Annotated in this window: 20 protein-coding genes; 8 read left to right on the forward strand and 12 right to left on the reverse strand. The window is 51.0% G+C overall.

All coding sequences use genetic code 11. The annotated features are described in order from the left end of the window. The 5 genes from parE to nudF all read right to left on the reverse strand — a co-directional run bounded on the left by parE (position 1) and on the right by nudF (position 4594). Positions 1-1881 carry a DNA topoisomerase IV subunit B gene (gene parE, locus ACSTTG_RS20330; protein WP_438460928.1) on the reverse strand — a complete coding sequence of 627 codons (1881 nt, stop codon included), beginning with the start codon at positions 1879-1881 and terminating at the stop codon, positions 1-3. Positions 1882-2127: 246 nt separating this feature from the next. Next, complete coding sequence (gene yqiA, locus ACSTTG_RS20335; protein WP_438476023.1) at positions 2128-2715, reverse strand: esterase YqiA; 588 nt, start codon at positions 2713-2715, stop codon at positions 2128-2130. After that, complete coding sequence (cpdA, locus tag ACSTTG_RS20340; RefSeq protein WP_438460926.1) at positions 2715-3539, reverse strand: 3',5'-cyclic-AMP phosphodiesterase; 825 nt, start codon at positions 3537-3539, stop codon at positions 2715-2717. Before cpdA ends, yqiA begins: the two co-directional genes overlap by 1 nt. A gap of 21 nt (positions 3540-3560) precedes the next feature. Then, positions 3561-3998 carry a DUF1249 family protein gene (locus tag ACSTTG_RS20345; protein WP_438460924.1) on the reverse strand — a complete coding sequence of 146 codons (438 nt, stop codon included), beginning with the start codon at positions 3996-3998 and terminating at the stop codon, positions 3561-3563. After that, positions 3986-4594: an ADP-ribose diphosphatase gene (gene nudF, locus ACSTTG_RS20350; protein WP_438460923.1), complete on the reverse strand. Its 609-nt coding sequence runs from the start codon at positions 4592-4594 to the stop codon at positions 3986-3988. The genes ACSTTG_RS20345 and nudF overlap by 13 nt, the downstream gene beginning before the upstream one ends. Before the next feature lie 282 nt (positions 4595-4876). On the opposite strand from nudF, the gene tolC reads away from it, so the two are divergent. The 4 genes from tolC to ACSTTG_RS20370 all read left to right on the forward strand — a co-directional run bounded on the left by tolC (position 4877) and on the right by ACSTTG_RS20370 (position 9744). Then, complete coding sequence (tolC, locus tag ACSTTG_RS20355) at positions 4877-6178, forward strand: outer membrane channel protein TolC (protein WP_438460922.1); 1302 nt, start codon at positions 4877-4879, stop codon at positions 6176-6178. Positions 6179-6416: 238 nt separating this feature from the next. Then, complete coding sequence (locus tag ACSTTG_RS20360; RefSeq protein ID WP_438460921.1) at positions 6417-7817, forward strand: efflux RND transporter periplasmic adaptor subunit; 1401 nt, start codon at positions 6417-6419, stop codon at positions 7815-7817. Then, positions 7817-8521, forward strand: a complete 705-nt coding sequence (locus tag ACSTTG_RS20365; protein WP_438476024.1) for an ABC transporter ATP-binding protein — start codon at positions 7817-7819, stop codon at positions 8519-8521. Before ACSTTG_RS20360 ends, ACSTTG_RS20365 begins: the two co-directional genes overlap by 1 nt. Further along, the gene (locus ACSTTG_RS20370; RefSeq protein ID WP_438460919.1) at positions 8518-9744 is read left to right on the forward strand and encodes an ABC transporter permease; all 1227 of its coding nucleotides are present in this window, start codon (positions 8518-8520) and stop codon (positions 9742-9744) included. Before ACSTTG_RS20365 ends, ACSTTG_RS20370 begins: the two co-directional genes overlap by 4 nt. A 126-nt stretch (positions 9745-9870) precedes the next feature. On the opposite strand, the gene hldE is transcribed toward ACSTTG_RS20370, so the two are convergent. The 4 genes from hldE to ACSTTG_RS20390 form a co-directional block, all read right to left on the reverse strand. Continuing rightward, on the reverse strand, positions 9871-11301 hold the full coding sequence (gene hldE / locus ACSTTG_RS20375; protein WP_438476025.1) for a bifunctional D-glycero-beta-D-manno-heptose-7-phosphate kinase/D-glycero-beta-D-manno-heptose 1-phosphate adenylyltransferase HldE: 1431 nt from the start codon (positions 11299-11301) through the stop codon (positions 9871-9873). 84 nt (positions 11302-11385) lie between these two features. Beyond that, complete coding sequence (gene glnE / locus ACSTTG_RS20380) at positions 11386-14190, reverse strand: bifunctional [glutamate--ammonia ligase]-adenylyl-L-tyrosine phosphorylase/[glutamate--ammonia-ligase] adenylyltransferase (RefSeq protein ID WP_438476037.1); 2805 nt, start codon at positions 14188-14190, stop codon at positions 11386-11388. Positions 14191-14526: 336 nt separating this feature from the next. Next, the gene (locus ACSTTG_RS20385; protein WP_438460917.1) at positions 14527-15783 is read right to left on the reverse strand and encodes a methyl-accepting chemotaxis protein; all 1257 of its coding nucleotides are present in this window, start codon (positions 15781-15783) and stop codon (positions 14527-14529) included. A 524-nt stretch (positions 15784-16307) separates the two neighbouring features. Next, a complete protein-coding gene (locus tag ACSTTG_RS20390) occupies positions 16308-17825 on the reverse strand; it encodes a CYTH and CHAD domain-containing protein (RefSeq protein WP_438476027.1) in 1518 nt (505 codons plus the stop codon). Positions 17826-18030: 205 nt separating this feature from the next. On the opposite strand from ACSTTG_RS20390, the gene ACSTTG_RS20395 reads away from it, so the two are divergent. The 3 genes from ACSTTG_RS20395 to ACSTTG_RS20405 all read left to right on the forward strand — a co-directional run bounded on the left by ACSTTG_RS20395 (position 18031) and on the right by ACSTTG_RS20405 (position 20930). After that, entirely contained in the window at positions 18031-18711 is a 681-nt protein-coding gene (locus tag ACSTTG_RS20395; RefSeq protein ID WP_438460915.1) for a TIGR00153 family protein, read from the forward strand. Between the two features lie 122 nt (positions 18712-18833). Beyond that, positions 18834-20093: an inorganic phosphate transporter gene (locus ACSTTG_RS20400; RefSeq protein WP_438460914.1), complete on the forward strand. Its 1260-nt coding sequence runs from the start codon at positions 18834-18836 to the stop codon at positions 20091-20093. 225 nt (positions 20094-20318) lie between these two features. Next, a complete protein-coding gene (locus tag ACSTTG_RS20405) occupies positions 20319-20930 on the forward strand; it encodes a TIGR04211 family SH3 domain-containing protein (protein ID WP_438460913.1) in 612 nt (203 codons plus the stop codon). A gap of 156 nt (positions 20931-21086) precedes the next feature. On the opposite strand, the gene ACSTTG_RS20410 is transcribed toward ACSTTG_RS20405, so the two are convergent. Both ACSTTG_RS20410 and ACSTTG_RS20415 read right to left on the reverse strand, forming a co-directional pair. Next, positions 21087-21866 (reverse strand): general secretion pathway protein GspB, encoded by a 780-nt coding sequence (locus tag ACSTTG_RS20410; protein ID WP_438476029.1) that lies wholly within the window; start codon positions 21864-21866, stop codon positions 21087-21089. Further along, positions 21866-23473: an AAA family ATPase gene (locus ACSTTG_RS20415; protein WP_438476030.1), complete on the reverse strand. Its 1608-nt coding sequence runs from the start codon at positions 23471-23473 to the stop codon at positions 21866-21868. The genes ACSTTG_RS20410 and ACSTTG_RS20415 overlap by 1 nt, the downstream gene beginning before the upstream one ends. Positions 23474-23561: 88 nt before the next feature. Here ACSTTG_RS20415 and ACSTTG_RS20420 point away from each other — a divergent pair, with 88 nt between their 5' ends. After that, a complete protein-coding gene (locus tag ACSTTG_RS20420; protein ID WP_438476032.1) occupies positions 23562-24791 on the forward strand; it encodes a multifunctional CCA addition/repair protein in 1230 nt (409 codons plus the stop codon). A gap of 120 nt (positions 24792-24911) precedes the next feature. Here the strand turns inward: ACSTTG_RS20420 and ACSTTG_RS20425 are convergent, their stop codons facing one another. Beyond that, entirely contained in the window at positions 24912-26291 is a 1380-nt protein-coding gene (locus ACSTTG_RS20425) for an L-cystine transporter (RefSeq protein ID WP_438460909.1), read from the reverse strand. Positions 26292-26529 lie beyond the last annotated feature (238 nt).

Genomic DNA, 26529 nt, shown 5'->3' on the forward strand with positions numbered 1-26529 from the left:
CTATACCTCAGCCAAGTCACCGTTGTTTTGCAACCACGAGCGGCGATCATCGGCACGCTTTTTACCCAGCAGCATATCCATCATCTCCATCGTCGCATCAGCATCATCGATGGTCAGCTGGACAAGACGACGAGTATTCGGATCCATAGTGGTCTCACGCAGCTGCAGTGGGTTCATCTCACCCAGACCTTTGAATCGCTGCACGTTGATCTTGGCTTTCTTCTTCGACAGACGCTCAAGCACGCCCTCTTTCTCATCGTCATCCAGGGCGTAGTAAACCTCTTTACCACAGTCGATTCGATACAGAGGCGGCATGGCCACATAAATGTGTCCCGCTTCAACCAACGCACGGAAGTGGCGCGTGAACAGCGCGCACAACAACGTCGCAATATGCAGACCATCCGAGTCCGCATCGGCTAGGATACAGATTTTACCGTAGCGCAGACCGGATAAGTTATCGTTGTCGGGATCAATTCCCAGCGCCACAGAGATGTCGTGCACTTCTTGTGAAGCGAGAACCTGATCGGCTGACACTTCCCAAGTGTTGAGGATCTTACCGCGCAGTGGCATCACCGCCTGAAACTCTCGATCGCGCGCCTGCTTGGCCGAGCCCCCCGCCGAGTCACCCTCGACAAAGAAGATCTCAGTGCGATTTAAGTCTTGTACCGAGCAATCGGTCAGCTTACCAGGTAGCGCAGGGCCCGAGGCCACTTTCTTACGCACCACTTTTTTACTCGCGCGCATCCGGCGGTGAGCATTGGCAATACAGACCTCAGCCAGCTGTTCTGCGAGCTGCGGTTTTTCGTTCAACCACAGGCTGAACACATCTTTAACCACCCCAGAGACAAACGCAGCGGTTTGGCGTGAAGACAAGCGCTCTTTGGTTTGGCCAGCAAACTGCGGGTCTTGCATCTTAACCGAAAGGACATAAGAGCAGCGGTCGAAGACGTCATCACCGGTGAGTTTGACACCACGCGGCAGCAGGTTACGAAACTCACAGAATTCACGCATCGCATCCAAAAGGCCTTGGCGCAAGCCATTAACATGCGTGCCACCTTGTGCGGTTGGGATCAGGTTAACGTAGCTCTCAGTGATCATCTCACCGCCTTCCGGCTGCCAGATCACCGCCCAAGTCGCAGCTTCAGTTTCTGCAGAAAACTCGCCAGTAAATGGCTGCTCTGGAAGCACTGGATAGCCCTTCACACCCTCAGCAAGATAGTCTTTTAGGCCATCTTCATAGTGCCACTTGTACTCTTTGTTATTGACCTTATCACTGAAGGTGATCTCAAGCCCAGGACACAGCACCGCTTTGGCACGCAAGTTATTGACTAGGCGCGTGACAGAGAAGTTAGCCGAGTCGAAGTACTTAGCCTCAGGCCAAAAGTGAACACTGGTACCCTTGTTACGGCGACCACAGGTCCCCGTAACCGTCAAATCAGACACCTTATCACCGTGTTCAAAGGCGATTTCATACACCTGACCATCACGACGCACCGTGATCTCAACACGCTTGGACAGGGCATTCACTACCGAGATACCAACGCCGTGAAGACCACCAGAGAACTGGTAGTTCTTGTTTGAGAACTTACCACCTGCGTGCAGCTTACATAGGATAAGTTCAACACCCGAGACTTTCTCTTCTGGGTGAATATCAACCGGCATACCTCGGCCGTCATCAATCACCTCGAGTGATTGGTCGGCGTGCAGGATCACCTGCACCTTCGAGGCATGTCCCGCAAGCGCTTCATCGACACTGTTGTCGATCACTTCTTGACCCAAGTGGTTAGGTCGCGCTGTATCCGTATACATCCCTGGTCGGCGACGTACGGGCTCTAAACCATTAAGAACCTCAATGGCTCCAGCATTATATTGTTCTGTCATAGTACGGAATAATAATGTAGGTAAATAATAAGGTTACTTTGCAGGCATTATCGGACGGTTTTACTGACCTCCGTCAAAAGCATGGAAAGTGGGCGAGGTTTGTTCACCAAGCATTGCAAAGTATAGGGCCATCATAGTCTGACCCCAACCCCGTTATGTCAAGTGAGTTGACAGAGGATCGACAAAAAACATGACGCTTTCCGCAATGAGTGCGCGGATAGTGTTCATTTAAGGGGAAGTTGGCTGCTACAGGCCAAGAAATTCGAGGATGCCCTGCGGATAGCGTTCAAAGTCGACAAAGCTGTGATCGCCGCCTTGTTCAACGGTTTGTTTCGACTCAGTAAAACGGCTGACGGCTTGACGATAGTCGAGCACTTCATCGCCGGTTTGCTGCAGCAACCAGAAATCATCGGGCGTTTTTAGCGTCGGGACATCGAGCGCTTTAAGCTCATCGATGTGCTGCTCCTTGAGCGTATAGCGCTGCTTGGTGTAAGGGTTCTCCTGCTCACCAAGAAAATCCATTAGCAGCTCATAAGGTTTTACGGCCGGGTTAACCAGCACCGCCTTAAAACCATAACGTGCGTTAAGCCAAACAGATAAGTACCCACCGAGGGAGCTCCCTACCAGGCCAATACGATAGTCGTGGCGATACTGCTCCACCAGCTCAATCAACTGCTGCGCAGCTTGCTGTGGGTAGCACGCCATCTGCGGCGTGATCAGGCGAATATCTGGACGGTGTCGCTCACAATACTGGCGCATCAGCTCCGCCTTGAGCGACTGAGGGCTGCTGTTAAAACCATGGATATAGAGCAGTAAACTTGGCTTTGCGCTCATCAGTAACCACCAGAAGCAAAATCTGGCATAAAGCGAGTACTATCAAGGCGCTTAACACAAGTCTCAACCTGACCACTCGCTAGCAAGGTGATCTCACGCCAACCCGGGGCCTGGTTATCTAGGGCAAAATCACTCGAGGAGGGCTTAAACTGAACGCAAGTTGATGGGGTCGCCATTACTCGAACATCCCCACGCATCTGATCAAAATCTTGATGCACATGACCACACACCACTAGCTTGACATTATTGTGCTTGTCCACAATCTGCCAAAAATCTTCACTGTCTTTCAAATTGTGCTGATCAAGCCACTGGCTACCCACCAACAGTGGGTGGTGATGTAATAAGATCAATGTGTGGCGATCGGCATGCTCAATAAGCTTGCCGTCGAGCAGCTCAAGCTGTTGATCACTCAAACGGCCATGCGGCTTACCGACCACCTGAGAATCAAGTACAACGACCTGCCAATGCTCACCTAACAAGGCATGCTCTAGCGCGTGAACCTGACTCGATGGCAGGACCTGCCCCATGTTGGGCTGATAGTCATGGTTGCCTGGTAGCCAAATGCAGGGCTTGTCTAGCGGGGTAATACCGTCAATAAAGCGCTGATAAGAGTCCGCACTGTGATCTTGCGAGATATCACCAGTGGCAATGATCGCGTTAAAATCGATACCCTGGGAGTGGATCAGATCAATGACGGCGTGGAAGCTATCGCGTGTATTGACATTGAGTAGCGCCCCTTCCTCATCCGAGAAAAGGTGTGTATCGGTAATTTGTAAGAGCTTTACTGCATCTAAGCCTTCACTAAAAACGGGAGACACTTTCAAAATCAAAAACCTAAAACTTAACTAAAATAATGGACGACGGCTTATACCGTGCTTCAAACAAAACGTCAGCCAATCGCCGAGAAAGCGATTAATCTGCACTTTCTCATCTTTTTGCACCATTTTGGTGTTCGGGTAGTCGTAACGAGCCTGAAAACGCGATAGGTGTTCACATGACGTCACTTCCGCGACGCGTGCGTCGTGATATAGCCTGACAGACATTGAAGGTAATGGAAACACCCCAGCTTCATCACTCTGACATATCTCAACTAAAGTTGTGTACTTTGTGACTTCGACCACACGAAGTTGGTATGACATTTTCTGCACTTGATAGCAGCGAACATCCCCAACATTTGGCTGATGCGGTATCAAGGCATTTAATTTAGCGTAATTCATCTCATAGGTGCGCATCAAGTCCGCTAAATCAACATGATACGGCCTATTCATCGCTACGACAGCCATTGTGCTTGGAGTTGCTGACGGTTGAGCTCAAGCCACTGCAACGCAATGATACTGGCTCCATTTTCTATTTCGCCGTCCATGACCATTTGGTAGGCCTGCTGGCGCGAAACAACACGAACACGAATATCTTCATGCTCTGAGGCAAGGCCGTGCACACCGCTTGCCTGTGAGGCATCGACTTGGCCAACAAACACATCAATTTTTTCCGAGCTACCGCCTGCAGAGGGGTAGTAAGCGAGTAACTTGCGCACCTCGGTCACCTCAATACCCGCCTCCTCTTGTGCCTCTCGAATCACCACGTCATCGGCGATTTCGCCAGACTCAATGATGCCAGCGACGATCTCAATCTGCCAAGGCGACTGATGCTCTAGGGCACCCACTCGGATTTGCTCGACCAATACCACCTGATCGCGCACCGGATCATAAGGCAGTAAAGCGGCTGCGTGGCCACGCTCGAGCATCTCGCGCTCAACCACTTCGCTCCACCCCCCTTCAAACAGGCGATGCTTGAACTGATATTTGAACATCGAGAAGAACCCTTTGTGCAAGAGGTGTTTATCGATAATCTCAATGTCTTGGCTGGTAAATGAGTCCAATCTAAATCCCTTCTCTTTTCTGATGCTCTCTAACCCAAAACGGCGAATAACCTTATGTGCCAAGCCCTTATTGTATTCTTGATACGCAGGTTTGACCAATTTTACATTCAACTTTTTGCGTAAAAATTATTACTTTTGTTTTATAACGCCATAATACTGCTGCTTTTCCAAGCAAAATTCATCAATATCTATGTAAAAAAGTGCAAAGTTTTAAAGGAATTGCACACTTTTTGAGTTAGAATCTTTGCACACCCTAAACTATCTATGGCAGGAATTTAAATAATGAAGAAGCTGCTTCCACTGGTACTTAGTGCAGCACTTGGCTCTCTAAGCACATCTGCATTTGCCGATGACTTGGTCCAGATTTATAACCTAGCAAAGGACAATGATCCAACGCTACTCAGCTCAGCCGCAACGCGTGATGCTGCATTTGAAGCCATCACTTCTAGCCGCTCAACGCTACTGCCACAGATAAACCTGAATGCAGGCTTCAACGCAAACCGTAGTAACCTCGATCAACGTGAATCTGACACACTAACCGCTGGTGTCGGTCTGTCACAAGAGCTATACAATCGCTCAAGCTGGATCTCGCTCGATATCGCCGAGAAAAATGCCCGCGCACAGGACTCTATCTATGCAGCAAACCAGCAGGCCTTGATCCTACGTGTCTCACAAGCCTACTTTGAGGTTCTACGTGCACAGGACAACCTTGTGTTTGTTCGCGCAGAAAAAGCAGCCGTAGGTCGTCAACTAGAACAGACCAAACAGCGTTTTGAGGTAGGCCTGTCTGCAATTACTGACGTTCACGATGCCCAAGCTCAGTTCGATGCGGTATTGGCGGACGAAGTGCTGGCGGAAAACAACCTGGTCAACAGCTACGAAGCGCTTCGCGAAATCACTGGCCAAGAGCATTCAAACCTGAGCGTTCTTGACACTAACCGCTTCTCTGCAAGCAAAAGCTCACAACCCGTTGCTAGCCTAGTCACTGAAGCTGAAGAGAAGAACTTAAGCTTGCTGGCTGCACGCATCTCGCAAGATGTCGCGCGTGACAACATTTCACTGGCTGATTCTGGTCATTTGCCATCTATCTCCCTAAATGGCGGCTACAACTATGGCGATGATTTTAACAATTCATCGGTTGACGCTTACAACGACTTCAACATTGGCGTACGTCTAGACGTGCCTCTGTATACGGGTGGTCGTATCACCTCGCAAACCAAGCAGGCAGAGTTCAACTACGTGGCAGCAAGCCAAGACCTTGAGGCGACCTACCGTAGCGTAGTGAGAGACGTGCGTGCGTTCAACAACAACATCACCGCCTCTATCGGCGCACTGCGTGCATTTGAGCAGTCTGTGGTTTCTGCGCGCTCAGCGCTTGAAGCAACCGAAGCGGGCTTCGATGTAGGTACACGTACCATCGTTGATGTGCTCGATTCAACTCGTCGCTTGTACGACGCGAACCGTAACCTTTCTAATGCGCGTTACGACTACATCCTCAGCCAACTGCAGCTACGCCAAGCGGTTGGTAACTTGAGCGAGCAAGACATCCTGGATGTCAACGCCGGGCTTATGCCAGCTAAATAATAAAAAAAACCGCTTCGGCGGTTTTTTTTTAGGCGCGAGGTTCGAGTTACACTTCGCTCCGAGGTACGAGGCGTCTTTCACATGCATTGAAGTCCCGCTCCCCGTAGGGCAACGCCCGTCCCCGAGCCTCGCCCCTGTAACTTGAGTAAAACTCTGTAAATCCAATACCTCTTGTGCTCCCCCGCTTGGTATCCTCACCGAGACATTAATAAATAATTCAAGCATGGTGAACACACATATGAGCAAGGGAAAGGTTGCTGCCTCAGCGATATTGATTGCCGCACTATCTGGCGGATGGTTTGTCTTCCAACAATCAACTCAAAGCACGGAAACCTCGGCACATGCATTTCGCACCGAGCCAGTCTCAATTGGCAATATCGATAATCGTGTCAGTGCGACAGGCACGTTAACGGCCGTCAACGATGTGGTGGTAGGTGCTCAACTCTCAGGCCAGATCATCACAGTACATGCGGATTTCAATGACACTGTAGAGGAAGGTCAGCTACTTGCTGAGATTGATCCTGATTACTTTGCTGCCCGCGTGAGTCAGAATAAAGCACTTGCCGCAAAAAGCGCTGCCGATATTGACGCCCAGAAGATCGTCATCAAGCGAGCCCAGCTCAATTTTGAACGCGCAGAGCGAGAGCTTGCTCGCTCGAAAAAACTCTACACTAACAAGAGTATCTCTGAGGATACACTTGATACCATCGAAACCGCAGCCCAAATTGGTAAGCTTGACTGGCACCAGAGCCAATCACAGCTTGAGATCCTAAAGGCAACCCACCAAGCGAATATGGCCAGCCTTGAACAGGCCCAAATTGATCTTGATCGAACCCGTATTACCGCCCCTATTTCTGGCTTTGTCATCAACCGTACTATTGAGGCGGGACAAACGGTCGCCTCAAGTTACAACACCCCAGAGCTATTTACTCTAGCGCGTGACCTGTCTGAGATGGAAATTGAGGCGTATATCGACGAGTCGGATATTGGCTTGGTTGATGTTGGTCAGCAAGTGCGCTATTCGGTTGACGCTTATCCAAACCGTAATTTTAACGGCAAAGTGAGTCAGATCCGCAAAGCTCCTCAAGTCAATAGTGGGGTAATCAGCTATGTGGTGATCATCGAAACACAAAATGATGATAACAGCCTTCTTCCAGGAATGACGGCCAACTTGGATATTTCTATCGAGAGTGTACGTAACACCCAACGAGTCACCAACGCCGCTGTGCGCGTCGCCTCTCGTTACGTTAGCACCAACTCCGTAGCTAACGACCCATTGAGCCGTTTTCAACACCTGAATCTGAGTGCTGAACAGAAAAAGCAACTTCGTGAAATCATGCCACAGCGACAATCAAGCGGTTCATCGATGGCCCCTTCCCCAGGAAGCTCTTCGTCCGCTCAGCGACAGAGATCTCAACAAATGCAAAGCAAGCTAGCATCTATTTTGACACCTGAGCAGCAGCAGCTTAACCGGAAAGTCCGCCAGGGTGAGATCAGCGTCGGTCCACTACTGATTCTAAATAATGGCAAACTGGAGACCATATACGCTCAGTTTGGTGCTTCTGATGACAAATTTTCTGCTGTTATCAGCCCTGATCTGACAGGTATGAAGGTAGTCACTCAGGTAAGGGATAACTAATGAGCATCGCAATTGACTGTCGCCAACTCAACCATAGCTTCCCATTAGGTGATGAGAGCTTCCAAGTACTCAGTGATGTTTCCTTTACCATCAACCAAGGCGAGATGGTAGCGATTATCGGGCCGTCAGGGTCGGGAAAATCAACGCTGATGAACGTGATTGGATGCCTGATGACACCAGAAAGCGGCACGATAGAAATTCTAGGCAAAACAACCCAAGCAATGTCAAAAAATCAACTTTCTGAGGTAAGACAAAAGCATATTGGCTTTATATTTCAGCAATTTAATCTGCTAGCGCGCACCACTGCACTAGACAATGTCAAAATGCCATTGATGTATCGCAGTAACAAGGTTAACGATGCAGACAGCCGTGCTCAACACTGCCTAGAGTTAGTAGGGCTTGGAGACAAGCTAAAATCACACCCCAACCAACTCTCTGGCGGACAACAGCAGCGTGTAGCAATTGCACGCGCGCTGATCAATCAGCCGGATATATTGCTCGCCGATGAGCCGACAGGAGCACTCGATAGCAAAACCAGTGAGGATATTGTTCACCTTTTTCGCGATCTCAATAAACGTGGACAAACGGTTGTGATTATTACTCATGACAATGAAGTCGCTGCGCAGGCCGATCGTATTTTGCACATTCGAGATGGAAAACTGCATCTTGATCAAGATAATCGTGCCAATAAGGAGGTCGCATGATCACCCTTATAACTGCCCTGACCTCGTTGCGCACCCATCTTCTGCGCTCGATTTTGACCACCCTAGGGATCATTATCGGTATTAGTGCCGTGGTTATTATGTTTGCTTTGGGCGAGGGTGCTCAGCGCGAGGTTGAACAACAGATTGAGAGCCATGGTACCAACCTACTGATGGTACGAGCGGGGGCAATTCGCTCCTCTGGAGCGAATATGGCAGCGGGCGAAGCACGTCGCCTTACCATGTCTGATGTCAATCAAATCCGCGATGAAATACCCGAAATTGCAGCCGTCGGCGCTTATGTCAATGGTCAAGCACAAGTGGTGTGGAGCAACCAAAACTGGAATACGACTGTGCAGGGGATCAACACTGACTACCTGCAAGCCGGCAATTGGAACACTGCCCTTGGGCGTGCTTTTAGTGATACAGAAGTTAGAAGCAGTGCCAAAGTTGCCTTGATTGGTAATACCGTGGCCAAGGAGCTATTTGGTCGCGCAGAGTATGCGATTGATGAAGTCATTCGCATTAATAAAGTGCCACTAACCATCATTGGCGTCCTGGGCGAAAAAGGTCAAGATACTCGAGGTCAAGACCAAGATGACCTAGTCATGGTTCCGCTCACCACGGCCAACCGCAGGGTTATCGGTCGAAATGATGGGAACATTGATCGAGTCAACCGTATTTCCGTTTCTGTTGAACGAGCTGAGGACATGGACTACGTCGCCGAAGAAATTGAGCAGCTACTTAAACAAAAACATCGTATTGCTGCGCATGCTCCAAGCCCGTTCAGTATTATGAATATGACGGCAATGCTCAACACTCGAGCAGAGGCAAATCGAGTGTTCTCCATGCTACTCTCTGGAGTGGCTGCGGTCTCACTATTGGTGGGCGGTATTGGTGTGATGAACATTATGTTGGTCAGTGTGACAGAGCGTACCCGGGAAATCGGTCTTCGTATGGCCGTAGGGGCGAAGCCCCAGCATATACTCAACCAGTTTCTAATTGAGAGTGTGGTGCTGTGCCTACTCGGTGCTCTAATCGGTATCGGGCTTTCATTGGCAGCAGTATTTATTCTGCAAACTACTTTGGGCTGGCAGATGGTGGTGTCACCGCTGATCATCATTCTGAGCATCTCTGCCACTGCAGCGATTGGGGTCGGGTTTGGTTTCTACCCCGCTTTTAAGGCGTCTAGGCTTGATCCTATTGAGGCCTTGCGCCATGAATGAAAAAAGCCGCTAGATGCGGCTTTTCAGGGGCGAGGTTCGGGTTACACTTCGTTCCGAGGTGCGAGTAATCTGCCACGCGAGAAAAACTCCTCGCGCCTCGTTACTCGAACCTCGACTCCTTGGGTTTTAGCCTTTCCCACCCTTAATCGCATCAATAATCTCAGTGGTTGAGCAGCCGTCCTCGAAGTTGAGTACTTTTACCTGGCCGCCGTTGGCGATGACCTCTTTGCCGCCGGCAATCTCTTCTGGTTTGTAATCGCCGCCCTTAACTAGAAGATCAGGCAATACCTCAGAGATTAGGCGTTGTGGCGTGTCTTCTGCGAACGGGACAACCCAATCTACTGCGCCAAGGCCAGCCAGTACCGCCATGCGGCGATCGGTTGGGTTGACTGGTCGGCCTGGGCCTTTTAGGCGCTTAACCGATTCATCGGTGTTGACCGCAACAATCAAGCGATCGCCCAACGTCGCTGCATGGTTTAGGTAAGAGACATGGCCGGCATGAAGAATGTCGAAGCAACCATTGGTCATGACTACGCTCTCACCCTTGGCTTGCGCCTTTTTCACAGCAGCGATAAGTGCGCTCTCACTCGTTACACCAAAGTCAGTGTCTTGGCTGCCATGTACAGCCTCAGCGAGTTCAATCTCCGACAGAGTTGAGGTGCCGAGTTTGCCAACCACAACGCCAGCGGCTGCGTTAGCAAGCGCGCACGAGTCTTCAAACGACTTGCCTGCGGCATAAGAAGCCGCCAGTACCGAGATCACCGTATCGCCAGCACCGGTGACATCGTAAACCTCTTTCGCCTGAGTTGGCAGATGGAATGGGGCCTGACCGCGGCGCAGTAGTGTCATACCATGCTCGCTGCGAGTGACCAGTAGCGCCTCAAAATCAAACTCTTCAATCAGGGCATGGCCTTTTTCAACCAGGTCTTGATCGTCTTTTACCTTGCCAACCACCAGCTCAAACTCAGCCATGTTCGGCGTCAAAAGTGTCGCACCACGGTAGCGCTCAAAGTCCGCGCCTTTCGGATCGATAAACACTGGCTTGCCCGCCTTGCGCGCCAGTTGGATCAACTGCTGAGCATGCTCCAGCGCACCCTTGGCGTAATCAGAGAGCACCACGGCAGAGACCTTAGCCAAATTCTGCTCAACGCGACTGGCAATCAGGTTTGCATCGGTATTTTCAAACTTATCCTCAAAGTCCAAACGGATCAGTTGTTGACCACGACTGAGCACACGTAGCTTGGTGATGGTCGGATAGTTTGGCAAGGCAACAAAATCACAGGTGACATTTAATGATGACAGGGTTTCATTCAAGACCTTGGCAGGCTCATCAATGCCCGTCAGACCAACGATGTGCGCATGGCCGCCAAGTGAGGCAATATTCATTGCGACGTTGGCAGCACCACCTGGGCGCTCCTCGTTGTTCTCTACTTTCACTACAGGAACCGGCGCCTCTGGTGAAATGCGCCCGGTTGGGCCATACCAGTAGCGATCCAACATCACGTCGCCAATAATCAATACACCGGCATCACCATAGTTCGGTAGGATGGGTTTCATCGTTTTTCTCCAAATCATTTAACCTGCGGATTGTACCACAGCTGTTCGTTGCTATTGTGCGCTGAGTTAATTGTTGTGCACTGACTACTCGCCTAGCCATTGATTCCAAAGCCCAGTCACCTGCTCTCGCTCTTGGACAAAGCGATCCTCCGCCACATCGGCATCAAGATTGAGTAAATTGCGGTGATGAATTTGGTTACGCATCGTAGTGTACGCTCGGGTGATCGCTAGCGCCTGCGCTTCTTCCATCACGCCTTGCGCCATGAGCGACTCAAAGATACGCACGTTATCCGACCAACGAGTCAACTTAGGCTTATCGTGGCTCTCTTTGAGGATCAAGTATTGAGCCAAGAACTCGATGTCGGTGATCCCGCCCTGATCTTGCTTAAGCATAAATCGATTGGCTTTCTTGCCACCAAGGTGATCACGCATCTTGTGGCGCATCTGCACCACATCTTGCTTGAGTTTATCGCTATCACGCGTCAAACACAGGATGTTATGTCGGGTTTGGCCAAAAGCTTGCTCAAGCAGTGCGTCGCCATAAATCATCCGAGCGCGTACCAGCGCCTGATGCTCCCAGGTCCACGCTTCTTGGTGTTGATACTCATCAAAGGCGTCGGCAGGACTGACTAAAAGACCAGAGACACCCGAAGGCCTTAGTCTGGTATCCACCTCGTACAGGATGCCGGAGGCGGTGCGAGTTGAGAAGATATGAATGATACGCTGAGCCAAACGAAGATAGAACTGACGACCATCGATCTCTTTTTTGCCATCGGTATACACGTTCACCGGGCAGTCATGCATAAATACGATATCAAGGTCTGAGTTATACCCCAGCTCCCAGCCACCGACTTTACCGTAGCCAATCACCGCAAAACCTTTACCCTCTCGATCTTTGAGGTGACTAGGCTCGCCGTATTTTTCTGCGATCTGCTGCCAAGCCTGATGGACAACCGCCTCAACAATGGCCTCGGCCAAGTAGGTTAGGTGATCGCTGACTTTCATCACTGGCAAAACACCGGTGATATCCGCAGCGGCAATCTTGAGGATACAGATCTGTTTAAACTGGCGCAGCGCTTCCATCTGCTGCTCCATATCGTCTTCAGGAATGCGCGCCAGGTAATCACGCAATTCGCTGCGATAGGCATCAAGTTCAATCGGATTGTATAAGTGCGCAGGGTCGATAAGCTCATCGAGTAGGATCGGGTAGCGACTCAGCTGCTGGGAGATCATCGGACTTGCGGTGCACAGGCGCACCAGTTGGGTCAGTGCCGCTGGATGCTCGTCGAGCAACTCAAGATAGGTGGTCCGAGTGACAATACTGTGTAACAGATGCAGCACGCGCGCCAAACCGAACTCCGCCTCCGGATGATTGTAGATAGCCTCAAAGACTTTCGGCATCAGACGATTGAGCACCTCTCGGCCACGAGGGCCTAAGGTTTTCTTGGCTAAATCGCGCTTAAAGCGGCAGATCACCTCACCTTGAGTGCTTGGCTCTGCCACGTCAAGGTCATGACTCAAGATATTCTCAACCACATCCGCTTCATCGACCATATCCCACAGCTCGTGAAAGTGCTTAGCGATCGCCTCACCGTGTTCTTCTTCATCCTCACCAATCAAGGACTCAAACACCTGATGAACATTGTCCATGTGTTTGGCAGTGCATTGACGCAGCTCCTCCCAGTCTTGGTGGCCCATCGCAATTGATAGCTTGAGTTGGTCGACTTCGTTGTCTGGTAAGGTCTGAGTCTGCTTATCCGCCATGGCTTGAAGTAGGTTTTCTAGGCGGCGTAGATAGCGGTACGCCGAGCGCAACTGACCGACCTCGCCATCGGGCAACAGTCCTAGCTCATCAATCGCCGTGAGCGTCTCGAGCAATCCGCGGCCGCGCAAGCTGGGCTCTCGCCCGCCGCGGATCAACTGGAAGACCTGCGCGATAAACTCAACCTCTCGAATACCGCCGGGGCCGAGCTTAATATTGTTCGCCAGTCCACGTCGGCGCACCTCACTGGTGATCATCGATTTCATGCGGCGCAGCGCCTGGATCGCGCTAAAATCGATGTAGCGGCGGAAAACGAATGGACGCAGCATTTGGCGCAGCTCTTGGTACTGAGGATACATCTCACGCCCCATCACGCGCGCTTTCACCATCGCGTAGCGCTCCCAGTCACGCCCCTGCTCTTGGTAGTAGTCCTCCAAGGCAGCGTAGCTCATCACCAGAGGGCCACTCTCACCAAATGGACGCAGGCGCATATCAACACGGTAACAGAAGCCATCAAAGGTTTGTTGATCGAGCGCTTTAATGATGCGCTGACCCAGTCGGGTAAAGAACTGAGCATTGGCGATAGAGCGGCGTCCACCCTGAGTCTCGCCATTCTCTGGATAGGTAAAGATCAGATCGATATCCGAGGAAAAGTTCAGCTCGCCACCACCGAGTTTACCCATGCCGATGATCAGCATAGGTTGGGCCTCACCATTGGCATTGGTCGGAGTACCCCACTCGCGGCAACATATCGCATACTGCCAGCGGTAGGTCTCAAAGATCATCGCCTCAGCCAGTGTCGAAAGGTGCTCGAGACTCTCTTCTAACGTCCAGTCATTTAAAAAATCACGCCACGCGATGTACACCATCTCGCGATTGCGAAATCGGCGCAGCACTCGATGGCCAGAGGCTTCATCATGAGCGTCTGCCAAAAGAGCTGCCAAACGCTCGCGATAGTGACAAGCGCGGCAAGACTCCTCAAGCATGCTTGGCAAGCTGGTACCCAGTTCCGGGTCACGCGCGAGAGCTTCGACAATAAACTGGCTCAAGCCAGAGACGTAATGCAGTTGCTGCCTGCGTTCCTCTGACCAGGTCTCTAACCATGAATTATCATCAAGAGATTGCATTGAGGCGAGAGCTTGCGGCTCAAGTGAAGAAGGAAGTTGATATTGCGCTGGCAACGACATTGGGGATCCTTGTAACCAGTGAATGAGAACTCCCCATAGCTTAACAAAAGGAACGGGGTTCGGGTACGGGCAAAGCCCTTCGAGGTGCGAGGAGTTTTACGCACGTGAGAAGTACTCGCACCACATAACGCCCTGCAACCCGCGATGGTTCGCCTCACAAATATAATGAATCAGGCCTGCGAGTAAGCATAGCTATTGAGAAGCAAGGAGCTTTCCACGCGTGAGGAGTCCTCGCTCCTCGGAACGCAGTGAAACCCGCGCCCCGCTCCTGTTTTTTTAGACTTTGAACGAGCTGATCTTCGTATCGAGCTCTATCGCGTTGCGTTGCATGGTTTCGGAGCTTTCGAGTAGCTCGCCCATCACATTGACCGATGCCTCGACTAACTCTCGCACATTGGTCAGGTTCTGGTTCATCTCTTCGGCGACCGTGCTCTGCTGGCTGGCTGCGCTGGCGATTTGGAAGTTCATATCATTGATTTCACTGACCTGAGTGACGATGCCATCCAGCTCACCCCCTGCGTTGGTCACCAAATCAACGCTCTCTGCCGCTTCAACCACACTCTTCTCCATCAGCTCAACGGCGCTGTTGGCACTGTCTTGCAGTTGAGTGATCATGTCTTGGATCTCAATCGTGGCTTTTTGAGTGCTTTGCGCCAGATTACGCACCTCGTCTGCAACCACGGCAAAGCCTCGACCGGCCTCGCCTGCTCGCGCGGCTTCGATAGCGGCATTGAGTGCCAGTAAGTTGGTCTGCTCAGAGATACCTTGGATCGTGCCCACCACACTGCTGATCGCCGCGACGCGCTCTTCAACCTTATTCACCGCGCCTGCCGATTGGGTGATATCGCTCGATAGCTCACTGATTTTAGAGATAGTGCCACCGACAAACTCTTGCCCGCGCTTGGCCTGACCTGAGGCGCTCTCGGTTAAGCTAGAGGCCGTTTGTGCATGCTCAGCCACAGTCTGAACTGTTGAACTCATCTCACTCATTGCGGTCGCAAGCTGATCGATCTCTTGAAATTCTTCTTGTGCTGAGGCCTTGGTTTCCGACATGCTCATGGTCATCACCTCACTGAGGCTAGTCAGCTCTTGTGAGGCATTGATCTGCGCGCTGATCACATCTTGGAGTTGAAAACGGGTCTTTTCTAGCTCACGTGCGACATCGCCATACTCATCCTTACAGTCCATTGAAATGGTTTGCGACAGGTCTTTGGCTGCCATCATCTGGATTGATTGGCTAAGGTACTCAGTTTGGCGCAGCATCAGGCGCGCGACAAACAGCAGTAACGCGACAAAGATGATGATCATAGCCCCCGTTTGCCATGCCATTTGCACTAGGTATTGCTGATAGTGCTGCTCAGCCAGTTGGACATTCTGGGTCGCTTGCAGCAGCGACTGATAAAATGTGCTCGCATCGAATAGCTGCTTAGCGACCAATAACAAAGTACTGAACACCATTAGCATGATCATCTTCGGCACCAGACGCACATCCGTGACGATTTTTTCCCAGGGCTTAAATCTCAGTTTTTCCATTAACACGACTCCACAACCTGTTTACTGGCCCAACGACCAGTGATACAGCGATAACAGCAAAAAAATCAGCGTAAATAATCACCAGCTTGAATCTTTGTCATGCGACTCGAAATAGGTTTTATAGATACCAAGCAGACTTATTTTGCGCTGTTGAATAAACCAGCATATCAAATTCACAGTGGGATTTTGATCCAAGAAAGCGCCATTTTTTGACTCGGTTTGTGGTTCTGTGAGGCAGGGCAAAAACAGGGGCGAGATTCGAGGACCGAGTAGCGAGGAGATCTACGCGCGTGGAGGGTCAGCCGTAGATCGGACCGTATCCTTACTCGCTACTAGGGAACTAAGTTCGATGCTGCTAAATATACATGAGTAGAGAGGCAACAAGAGATAGTTGCGGAAAGTAAGGCGATTCTAGAGGGACTGAGTCACTATACGCGCGCAGGAAATTACTCGCTCCTCGGAACGCAGTGAAACCCGCCCCTCGAAACTAATAAAAAGGCTCCTGGAAAGGAGCCTGATTCGATTTAGTCTTGCCAATACGGTTTGGTGTCGACACTGATGCGGCGCGTTTGCTCCATGGCGTGCAAGATGGAGGTTTCTTGGCGCTGTAGCCAACGCTCCAGCTGGCTGAGCTCCTCGCCCTCCAGTTGAGTACGAAATACCTCAAGCTGTTTGAGCTTTTGCAGGTCATCAATGCCCTGCATTAGGTCGGCCCATGGCAAACGGAAGCGGTTACGCTCTTGGGTATCATAGAGGTTCGCAAAGCTCACGCCAGTATAGAGATTACGCATCAAGCGATACTGCTGATCGATGTACTCCTGGCGCGATAATACCTTCTCACTAGGGAATGCCTCAACCAGCTCCGCCCAAGTGCGATCCAGCTGCTTGGCTGAAAAGCCGCGCACGTCTTTCGCAATCTTCTCGCGCGCCTTGTCATCAAGGAACGGCTGCCAACCCCGTGTTAAGATCCAGCGGCTTAAATCCAACAATAGACCGGTGTAACGGGCCGAGGACAGTAATACCAGGTTTTCCTCTCGGGAAGGCAGCTGCGCCTCAACCTGTTTTAGCCCCTCGACAATAAACTTACGCGCATCAAGCTTGCGTAGCACGTGTCCCTTATCCTCAAGTAAGTCCTCAAGGTTATCGTAGACATCCAGCCATTCCAGCTCTTGCTCTAGCCATTTAAGCTCTTGACGCAACAAGGCGCTAGCCCTGCGCGGGACAATACCACCAAAGACGGTAAAGATTTGACGGATAAAACTGATCGCATGACGGATCTCATGCAATGCCTCGATGCAAGGGCGCTCAGTAAAGATCTGCTCGTGGTAGTGCCAATGAGATAGTGCGTGCTCAAGCGCATTGATCATGCAGGCTTCAACGCTGTCATCGGATTTGGTGTTAACCAGTGCCAGTGGCGCGACTTGGTCACCCTCATGCCCATGAGCAAGACGATAGCCACGTGCCGCTTTGCTCATATTACCTAGGCGCATTCCACCATCTTCAGACAGTGAGCGGGCCAGGGTAAACAGCGCCTCGGTTTGACCCGATTTCAGCTCTAGCTCGACCTCACAAATCGGCTCTTGTTCGCCACGAGCCTCAACCAGGCCTTGGTCAAAGGCGACCTCAATTTGGCTGCCGTCACTCATCCCCACCAGCCATTGCTCACGGGTAAAGTTGGTCGAAAACAGCGGTACCAACTGCGCCTGCACCTCATCGGTGGTACGCCCCTCTGGCCAAACTTCAGCCGGGTGAAGCGATAGGTCAGGTTTGTTTGAGTTGTGCTCAGCATTATATTCCGGACGCTGGTGCAATCCTGCCACAACACGTCCAGCGGTTTTGACGGTCTGTACAAACACCCCATCAATCTGACGAATACGCATGCCAATGTCATGTCTGCGCAACCAGTTATCCGCCGTATCGAAATACGTATTGCCTAGCTCTCGACAGCTGTGCTGAAGGACCTTAGCCCCACCTAACTTCTCACGCAATGTGTCAGAAAAACCAGGAGAAACAAAAAGCTTCAGCTCTATCTCGGTTTCCATATATCCACCTTTTAATCCAGATAGGCCAAGCATATTGCCAAAGCGAGAGATCGGCAAGAAGCAAATAGTGACAGAATGATGCATTAAAACAGTTTTAATGTTTCTTTTTATAAGTTAACATCCGCGCCTTTATAGCCATCGTTCAACATTTGACCTGATTATGGTGTATGTTTTTTTAAGGTTATAGTTATTAGGTTTAAAGACCATGCCAGTAAATACCATTATGGGGTTGTTCGCAAAGTCCCCGATTAAACCTTTGCAGCGTCATGCCGTGTGTGTAAACGAGTGCTGCTCGCACTTGATCAACTTCTTCGAGGTTAGCTCGCAAGAAGATTGGGAAAAAGCAGCAGAGATTCGTGGCCAGATTTCTCATCTCGAGAAAGAGGCTGACGTCCTTAAGCGTGAGATCCGTCTCAAGCTCCCGCGTGGGCTGTTCTTGCCTGTCGATCGTAGCGACATGCTTGAGCTGCTGACTCAGCAAGATAAGCTTGCCAACCTCGCCAAAGATATCGCTGGTCGAGTCTATGGTCGCCAACTTGTTATCCCAGCCTCTATGCAAGACAGCTTTTTAGCTTATGTAAAACGTTGTCTTGATGCAGCCAAACAGTCTCAAGACGTGATCAATGAATTTGATGAACTGCTCGAAACCGGCTTTAAAGGTCGCGAGGCGACGTTAGTGGCTGAGATGATCCATCAGCTTGATGTGATTGAAGATGACACCGACTCAATGCAGGTTGGTCTTCGCCAGCAACTCATGGCTGTCGAGGGCGATCTAAACCCGATTGATGTCATGTTCTTGTACAAAATTCTGGAGTGGGTTGGAGAGATCGCAGATCAAGCTCAGCGCGTTGGTGCGCGCCTTGAACTGATGCTTTCACGCTCATAATCCACTCTTATAATAATGAGTAATGAAGGGCACTTTGCTTAAACTTAGCACTACGACGGTGCTGAGCGTCGCACGCTGCGACGAAACCTGTCCCGCTCATTACGTAACAACTAGGTAATACAATGGATATCCTTGCTAACTACGGTACTATCCTAATTATTTGTGCAGCCGTATTCGGTTTTATGATGGCTGTAGGTATCGGTGCCAATGATGTCGCGAACGCGATGGGCACCTCGGTCGGCTCAAAGGCACTGACGGTCAAACAAGCCATCATCATTGCGATGATTTTTGAATTTGCTGGTGCTTATCTAGCGGGTGGCGAAGTAACTGACACCATTCGTCGCGGTGTTATTGATACCGCGCTGTTTGCTGACCAACCGGATGTACTGGTATTTGGTATGCTGTCAGCCCTGCTGGCTGCGGGCACATGGCTACTGCTTGCCTCATTTATGGGCTGGCCAGTCTCAACAACTCACTCAATTATCGGCGCCATCATTGGCTTTGCTTGTGTCTCTGTCGGTACTGAAGCAGTCGATTGGGGCAGTGTTAAAGGCATCGTAGGTAGCTGGATCGTCACGCCGGTGATCTCTGGTCTGTTCGCTTACGTTATCTTCGTTAGTGCTCAACGCCTGATCTTCGACACTGACCGCCCTTTGCTCAATGCTAAGCGCTTTGTACCTGTCTACATGTTTATTACCACCATCGTTATCGCGCTGGTTACCATCCAAAAAGGTCTTAAGCACATCGGTCTGCATCTGACGACGGGTGAGGCCTGGGTTGCCTCTGCGACTGTCTCTGCTTTTGTTATGTTCTGTGGCTTCATGTACATCAATAAGCGCTTTGCTAACCGCGAAGACGACCACAGCTTCTCTGGCGTTGAGGGTATCTTTAGCGTGCTGATGGTTGTGACTGCGTGTGCGATGGCCTTTGCCCATGGCTCAAACGATGTTGCCAATGCTATCGGTCCACTGTCTGCGGTTGTGTCAACCGTTGAACACATGGGTGAGATCACCGCCAAAAGCCGTATTGCTTGGTGGATCTTGCCACTCGGTGGTATCGGTATTGTTGTCGGCCTAGCCACCCTTGGCCACAAGGTAATGGCGACGGTAGGTACTGGCATCACTGAGCTGACCCCAAGTCGCGGTTTTGCGGCTCAGCTTGCGACAGCCTCAACCGTAGTGCTCGCCTCTGGTACAGGCCTGCCTATCTCGACCACACAAACCCTAGTTGGCGCCGTATTGGGCGTTGGCTTTGCACGCGGTATCGCGGCACTCAACCTTGGCGTGGTACGTAACATCGTCGCCTCATGGGTTGTCACGCTACCAGCTGGTGCGCTGCTTGCCGTGGTGTTCTATTACGGTTTAAGTGCTATGTTCGTCTAACAACTTAACTGTGCTGACAGGTGATAAAAGTCAGCGTTAAGTTAGAACAATGTCATTATTTACTTATATCCAAATTTAGGGAGGCTTTGCCTCCCTTCTTTGTTGCACACAAGCCAGAAACTTCTTACTATCAGCTTAGTTTTATTGTTCTGTCTTATTCAAAGTCCCTATTAGTTAACTACACAATAACTAGTGGACAGATAGCCTATATTGAAAGGATAACCCGTGAAAAAGCTGATCTACTTGGTTTTGCTCGCTGTAACGTCTGTTTCTACAGCTTTTGCCCAAGACCGCTATATCGCAGATAAACTATTTACCTACATGCACTCAGGCCCAGGCACTCAGTTTCGCATCATTGGTAGCGTGAACGCTGGCGATAAAGTCCAACTCCTGAACACAGACCAAGGTGCTGGTTACAGCGAAGTTGTTGACAGTCGTGGCCGTAAAGGTTGGGTCGAGAGCAAGTTTGTGACTACTCAGCAGAGCATGGCAATCCGCCTACCACAGGTTGAGAAAGAGCTGGCAGCAGCTAAAAAGTCTCTTGCTAACGCTCGCTCTTCAGCTGACAGTGAAATGGCAGGGCTGATTGAATCGCTAGAGACGCGCAACCAACAGCTCTCTGATTTGGAGCAGACCAATACAGAGCTGAATCGCCAAGTGTCTAGCGCACAAAGCGAGGTACGTGAACTGCGCGCTCGCCTGGATACGCAAAAAGAAGACCTACTACTAAAATACTTTATGTATGGCGGTGGTGTTGCCGGTCTTGGTCTCCTATTTGGCCTATTGCTGCCACATATCATCCCACGCCGCAAAAAATCACCAGCGGGTTGGAACTAAACGGATAGAATGAAAAAAGGTCGCTCAATGAGCGACCTTTTCTTTAGGGGCGGGGAGCGAGTTACACTTCGTTCCGAGGTGCGAGTCATCTGCCACGCGCGCTGAACTCCTCACACCTCTTAGGGCTCTGCCCGTCCCCGCACCTCGCGACTGTGTTTACCCTCGCCAATCGTACAAGGCAGGCACTCGGATGCGCTCGCCTTGGAAGCGGATCACGCACGCTTGTGGCTCTATTTCCTCAAGAATCAACTCGGCGCCGATGACCTCGCCCTGGCTGTACTCGACATCGTTGATCTTCACCCAGCGCTTATCTACAGCGCTCGAGTAGACATGGGTTTGGAAATTGAGTGCTGGCAGTCTTCCTAGGTAGTCGGCCGCATTTTGCTGCAATGCGATGGCATTGGAGCGTTCGGATGTGCGAGCTGAGGGTGCCTGCGTGCTAGGCGCAGTTATCGCTTGCTGGACCCGCTGGGCAAGCTCAGGTGACAGCTCACTCAAGTCTAGATCACCGAAAGGATTATCCGCATTGTTTGTAATGTTAGAGCTCACCTGAGGGGTGGCTTGGGGCGTCGTTGCAATTACATCATCGAAATTACTAGCATCACCGAAACCATTAGCATCGCCGAGACCACGACGAGGCACAGCCGGCAAGTTACTGCTTGGGCTGATACTGGTCAGCTGGTAATCCACATCGATATACTCAACCTGCGTTTCAACAACCAATTCCGGCTCTTGAGTCAACTCCGCACGATAAGCCTTGGCGATAAAGTAACTGCCGACGGTGAGGCTCGGCAGTAACGCCAATAACATCAGTTTACCCCATGATAGGGGCGCTGGCTGAGGTCGAACAACCATTGGTGCCCCGCCCATCATCGGTTGGCTTTGAGCATAATGTTGTTGCTCTGAGCTTTGCAACGCACTAAGCACTTTTGACATTATTGCACCTCCTGACGGGCGATTAGGGTTGGTGAACCTGTCTGAGTCATGTGCTCGAGACGCGTCAGTGTCTTGCGCCCGGCAATACCATCCACGGTCATTCCTTGCCAACGCTGGAATGCCTCAACACGCTGTTTGAGCTCAGAGTCAAAGGTGGTGGTTTCCACGCGGCTGTGACCAAGTACCTCGGCTAATTTGCTAGCAAGGATCCCTACCTGCTCACCCTGCATACCTTGACGCAAGGTTTGATCGAAGTGATTCTGCCATAGATAGCGATATTCCCCATTCCACAGCTGGTCAAGCCATGGAAGGGGAAGCTGTAACTGCTGGTCACCGTCATACAAGGTAAAGTACCCGTCTGACAGCGCGCTGATGACGGCATAACGGCGTTGCCCCTCGAACTCTAAGGTAGCGACAACCGGCAAGTTCAGGGCACGCAACTGCGCGATATCGCCCTGCTCAAAGCTGCAATCAAACAGACTTTCACCCCGGTCTAAACACAAGCTATCCAGCACAGAGGCAGAAAAGCCCCACAGCTGATAAAGGTCGCTCACCGCCCCTTCTAGGGTCAACCCTTGATGCAAAAAGGCCACCGCAGGCTCGGCAAGACGCGTTTGGGTCGTCACCTCCACTTGCACGATCTCTTGTGGCTCGGTTACCCATTGATCCATCACTTGCTGACTCAACCGTTCAATGTAGGGAGTGAGCGCGTAAGCGCTCGCACAGCCGATCAGCAGCGCTGACACATAAGCAAAGGCGTGGTTTTTCGGTGCGGCCTCTTCTACTGTTGCAGTAGGCATTTGATACGCCATCACCGCTTCACACGCCTGAGTGACTAGGGCTGGCGTCAAGCTCGAGGTGCCCAAATTGTGTGCCTGCTTGAGGGCTTCATCACAAACTAGATTGATCAGCCTCGGGATCCCTTGTGTGTAGCGGGCAATAATAGCCACCGCTCGCTTGCTAAATAGCTCGGCTGAGCCTCCCGCTGTGCGCAGACGAAACTGAATATAGGCCCCCGTCTCCTCATCATTGAGAGGCAAAAGGTGATAGCGACCTGTGATACGCTGAGCCAACTGGCGCAGCTGTGGCCACTGTAATTTCTGCTGCAATTCAGGCTGCCCAACCAGCAACACCTTGAGCAGTTTGTGGCTCTCGGTCTCGAGGTTAGTCAGCAAGCGCAGCTGCTCAAGTACATCGGGAGCAAGGTGCTGCGCCTCATCAATCACTAAAAGGGTCTGAACACCACTGGCATGATTACTAAGCAGATAGTGATGAATTGCCTGGGTTAAGTCCTTAAGGCTGGCCTTTGGGGTGTACTCGATGCTGTATTCATCACAGATGGCTTGCAACAGCTCCACCGATGAGAAGGTTGGATTGAGGATCAGAGCGGCCTTGGTGCTGCTCTCAAGGTTATTGAGCATCGACTTGGCGACGGTGGTTTTGCCCGTGCCCACCTCGCCAGTGAGCATTGCCATGCCCCCGCCCGAGGTCAAACCGGTTTTCAGATAGCGAATCGCCTCTTGGTGACGCTGGCTAAGATAGAGATAACGCGAATTGGGGACAATCGAAAACGGCCATTCACTAAAGCCAAAATATTGTTGATACATCCCTCTTCTCCCTATCATTCATTAACCAAGGAAAGTAACATTAGTTTTGGTTAGCGCCAATGTTAATCCGTAATTATAAGGGGATATTGTGAAAGTTTATCTGGTTGGGGGCGCAGTACGTGATCAATTGCTCGGACTGCCTGTCTATGACAAAGATTGGGTGGTGGTGGGTAGCACGCCTGAGCAAATGCTTGCCCAAGGCTACGCAGCCGTTGGTAAAGACTTCCCGGTGTTTCTCCACCCCGAGACCAAGCAAGAGCATGCCCTGGCCCGTACCGAGCGCAAATCAGGCACTGGCTACACCGGGTTTGAGTGTTTCTTTGATCCGAGCGTGTCGCTTGAGGACGACCTGATGCGCCGCGATCTGACCATCAATGCCATGGCAGAGGATGAGTTTGGTCAATTGCATGACCCCTACAATGGGCAGCAAGACCTGCAAGATAAAGTCCTGCGCCACGTGTCTGATGCTTTCATTGAAGATCCACTGCGAGTATTACGTGTCGCACGTTTTGCCGCTAAGCTCGCTCACCTTGACTTCACTGTTGCCGAAGAGACCATGCTTTTGATGAAGCGCATTACTCAATCCGGTGAACTTGAACACCTGACGCCGGAGCGCGTATGGCAAGAGTGGCACAAATCACTATCGACTCAAGATCCCCAGGTATTTCTCTCGGTATTGCGCGAGTGTGGTGCTCTCTCGGTGGTACTGCCTGAGCTCGACGCCCTGTTCGGTGTCCCGCAACCAGAGCAGTGGCATCCCGAGGTCGATACCGGCATCCACACCCTGATGGTTGCCAAGCAAGCCGCGCTACTCAGTGAGTCCACCGTGGTGCGATTCGCGGCCCAAGTGCACGACCTTGGTAAAGGCATCACACCCGAAAACGAGTGGCCGAGCCACAAGCGCCACTGCTTTACCGGGCTCAAACTGATCAAAAAACTCAGCCAACGGGTCAAGGTCCCCAATGAGTATCGCGATCTGGCACTCATGGTGTGTGAGCAGCATTCTAATATCCATCGTGCCGCAGAGCTGCGAGCTGCCACTATCCTCAAGGTACTAAGCAGCTTTGATGTATGGCGCAAGCCACAGCGCCTAAATGATATTTTGCTTTGCTGCATGGCAGATAGCCGTGGTCGCACCGGCTTTGAGCAGATTGATTATCCACAAAAAGCACTATTTGAGCAGGCCTATCAAGCCGCTGCCCAGGTCAGTACCCAAGCCATCATTGCCGATGGATTCCAAGGTGCAGCGATACGCGATGAACTAGAAATCCGCCGCATTTTCGCTATTTCCCAAGTAAAAGCATCATCGAAAAACTAGCAGTCAGAAACTGTGTTTTATTCGCTCCTCGGAACGCAGTGTACCTCGAGTCCCGCCCCTAAATATAAAAAGCCGGAGTAATTTCTTACTCCGGCTACTGCAATCTTTGATAGCTTTTAATTAAGCGTTTTGCTCGGTCAAGCTTGGCTCAGCCTCACCCTGTTTATCTTTGATCAGGCGGCTAGTAATCGTGCCCGCTGTCATCGCACCTGAAACATTTAGCGCGGTACGTGCCATATCAATCAGAGGCTCAATCGAGATAAGCAGCGCAGCAATGGTCACTGGCAATCCCATTGCAGGAAGCACAATCAGTGCAGCGAACGTCGCACCACCGCCAACACCTGCGATACCAAAGGAACTGATGGTAATGATGGCTACCAGCGACAAGATAAAGCTAAAGTCCATCGGGTTAATGCCTACCGCTGGGGCGACCATCACTGCCAGCATGGCAGGATAGATACCAGCACAGCCGTTTTGACCAATGGTCGCGCCAAAAGATGCTGACAGGTTGGCAATGGCTGGCGGCACTTTCAGCTTAGTGATCTGTGCTTCCACATTAAGTGGAATCGTTGCCGCCGAGCTACGTGAGGTAAAGGCGAAGGTCAGCACTGGCCAGATTTTCTTGAAGTACTCTTTCGGGCTAACGCCGACAAGTGAAACTAGTAAACCATGCACGACAAACATCAATGCGATAGCCACGTAAGACGCCACGATAAAGCCAAGTAAGTTCAAGATGTCCGCTGCGCTAGAGGTCGCCACCACGCGTGCCATCAATGCCGCAATACCGTATGGCGTTAGCGCCATGATCATCTTAACTAGACGCATCACGATCGACTGCACCGCCTCTACAAAGGTACGGATTGGCGCTTCTAGCTCTGGTTTTTCACTCATCACATGGCGCGCAGCAATACCCGACAAGATGCCGAAGATCACCACGGCAATAATCGAGGTTGAGCGTGCGCCAGTCAGATCGGCAAACGGGTTAGTTGGGATAAAGCTGATCAGCATTTGCGGGATGGTTAGGTCGCTCACGTGATCCATGCGTCCTTCCAGTGCACTCAAGCGCGCCGTTTCACGTGCTCCTTCAGTTAACCCTTCGGCGCTTAGGCCAAAGCCTTGAGTCACTGCAATACCGATCAGCGCAGAGATCATGGTAGTTACCAGCAAGACACCAATGGTTAGACCGCTGATTTTGCCAAGTGACGCCGAGTTTTCAAGCTTCACAACCGCGGCAAACATCGACACCAGTACCAATGGCATGATGATCATCTGCAAAAGACCCACATAACCACGACCGACCACATTGACCCAATCTAGGCTGGCACCAATCGAGGCATGCCCCTCACCATAAACTAGCTGCAGCGCGAGGCCAAACAGACTACCGAAAATAAGACCAATCAATACTTGGCGAGAAAGGGTTGCGCCTTTTCTTTGCTGAACGCTCAAAAAGAAAAGTAGCGCTGCAAATACTGCGAGATTTGCCACCACTGCGACCGACATAGAACTTCCTTTATTACTGCAATTTTTGAGAAATTTATTATTAGTGAGACAAAACTACCCTTTTGCTGAGTGATTGATAAATACCAGAAGGTTATTAACTAGATGATTTAGTTATTTAAAAGCGAGAAGCGAGAAGCGAGAAGCGAGAAGCGAGAAGCGAGAAGCGAGAAGCGAGAAGCGAGAAGCGAGAAGCGAGAAGCGAGAAGCGAGAAGCGAGAAGCGAGAAGCGAGAAGCGAG

It is taken from the genome of Vibrio glycogenivorans (genome assembly GCF_051660965.1).
Classification (GTDB): Bacteria; Pseudomonadota; Gammaproteobacteria; order Enterobacterales; family Vibrionaceae; genus Vibrio.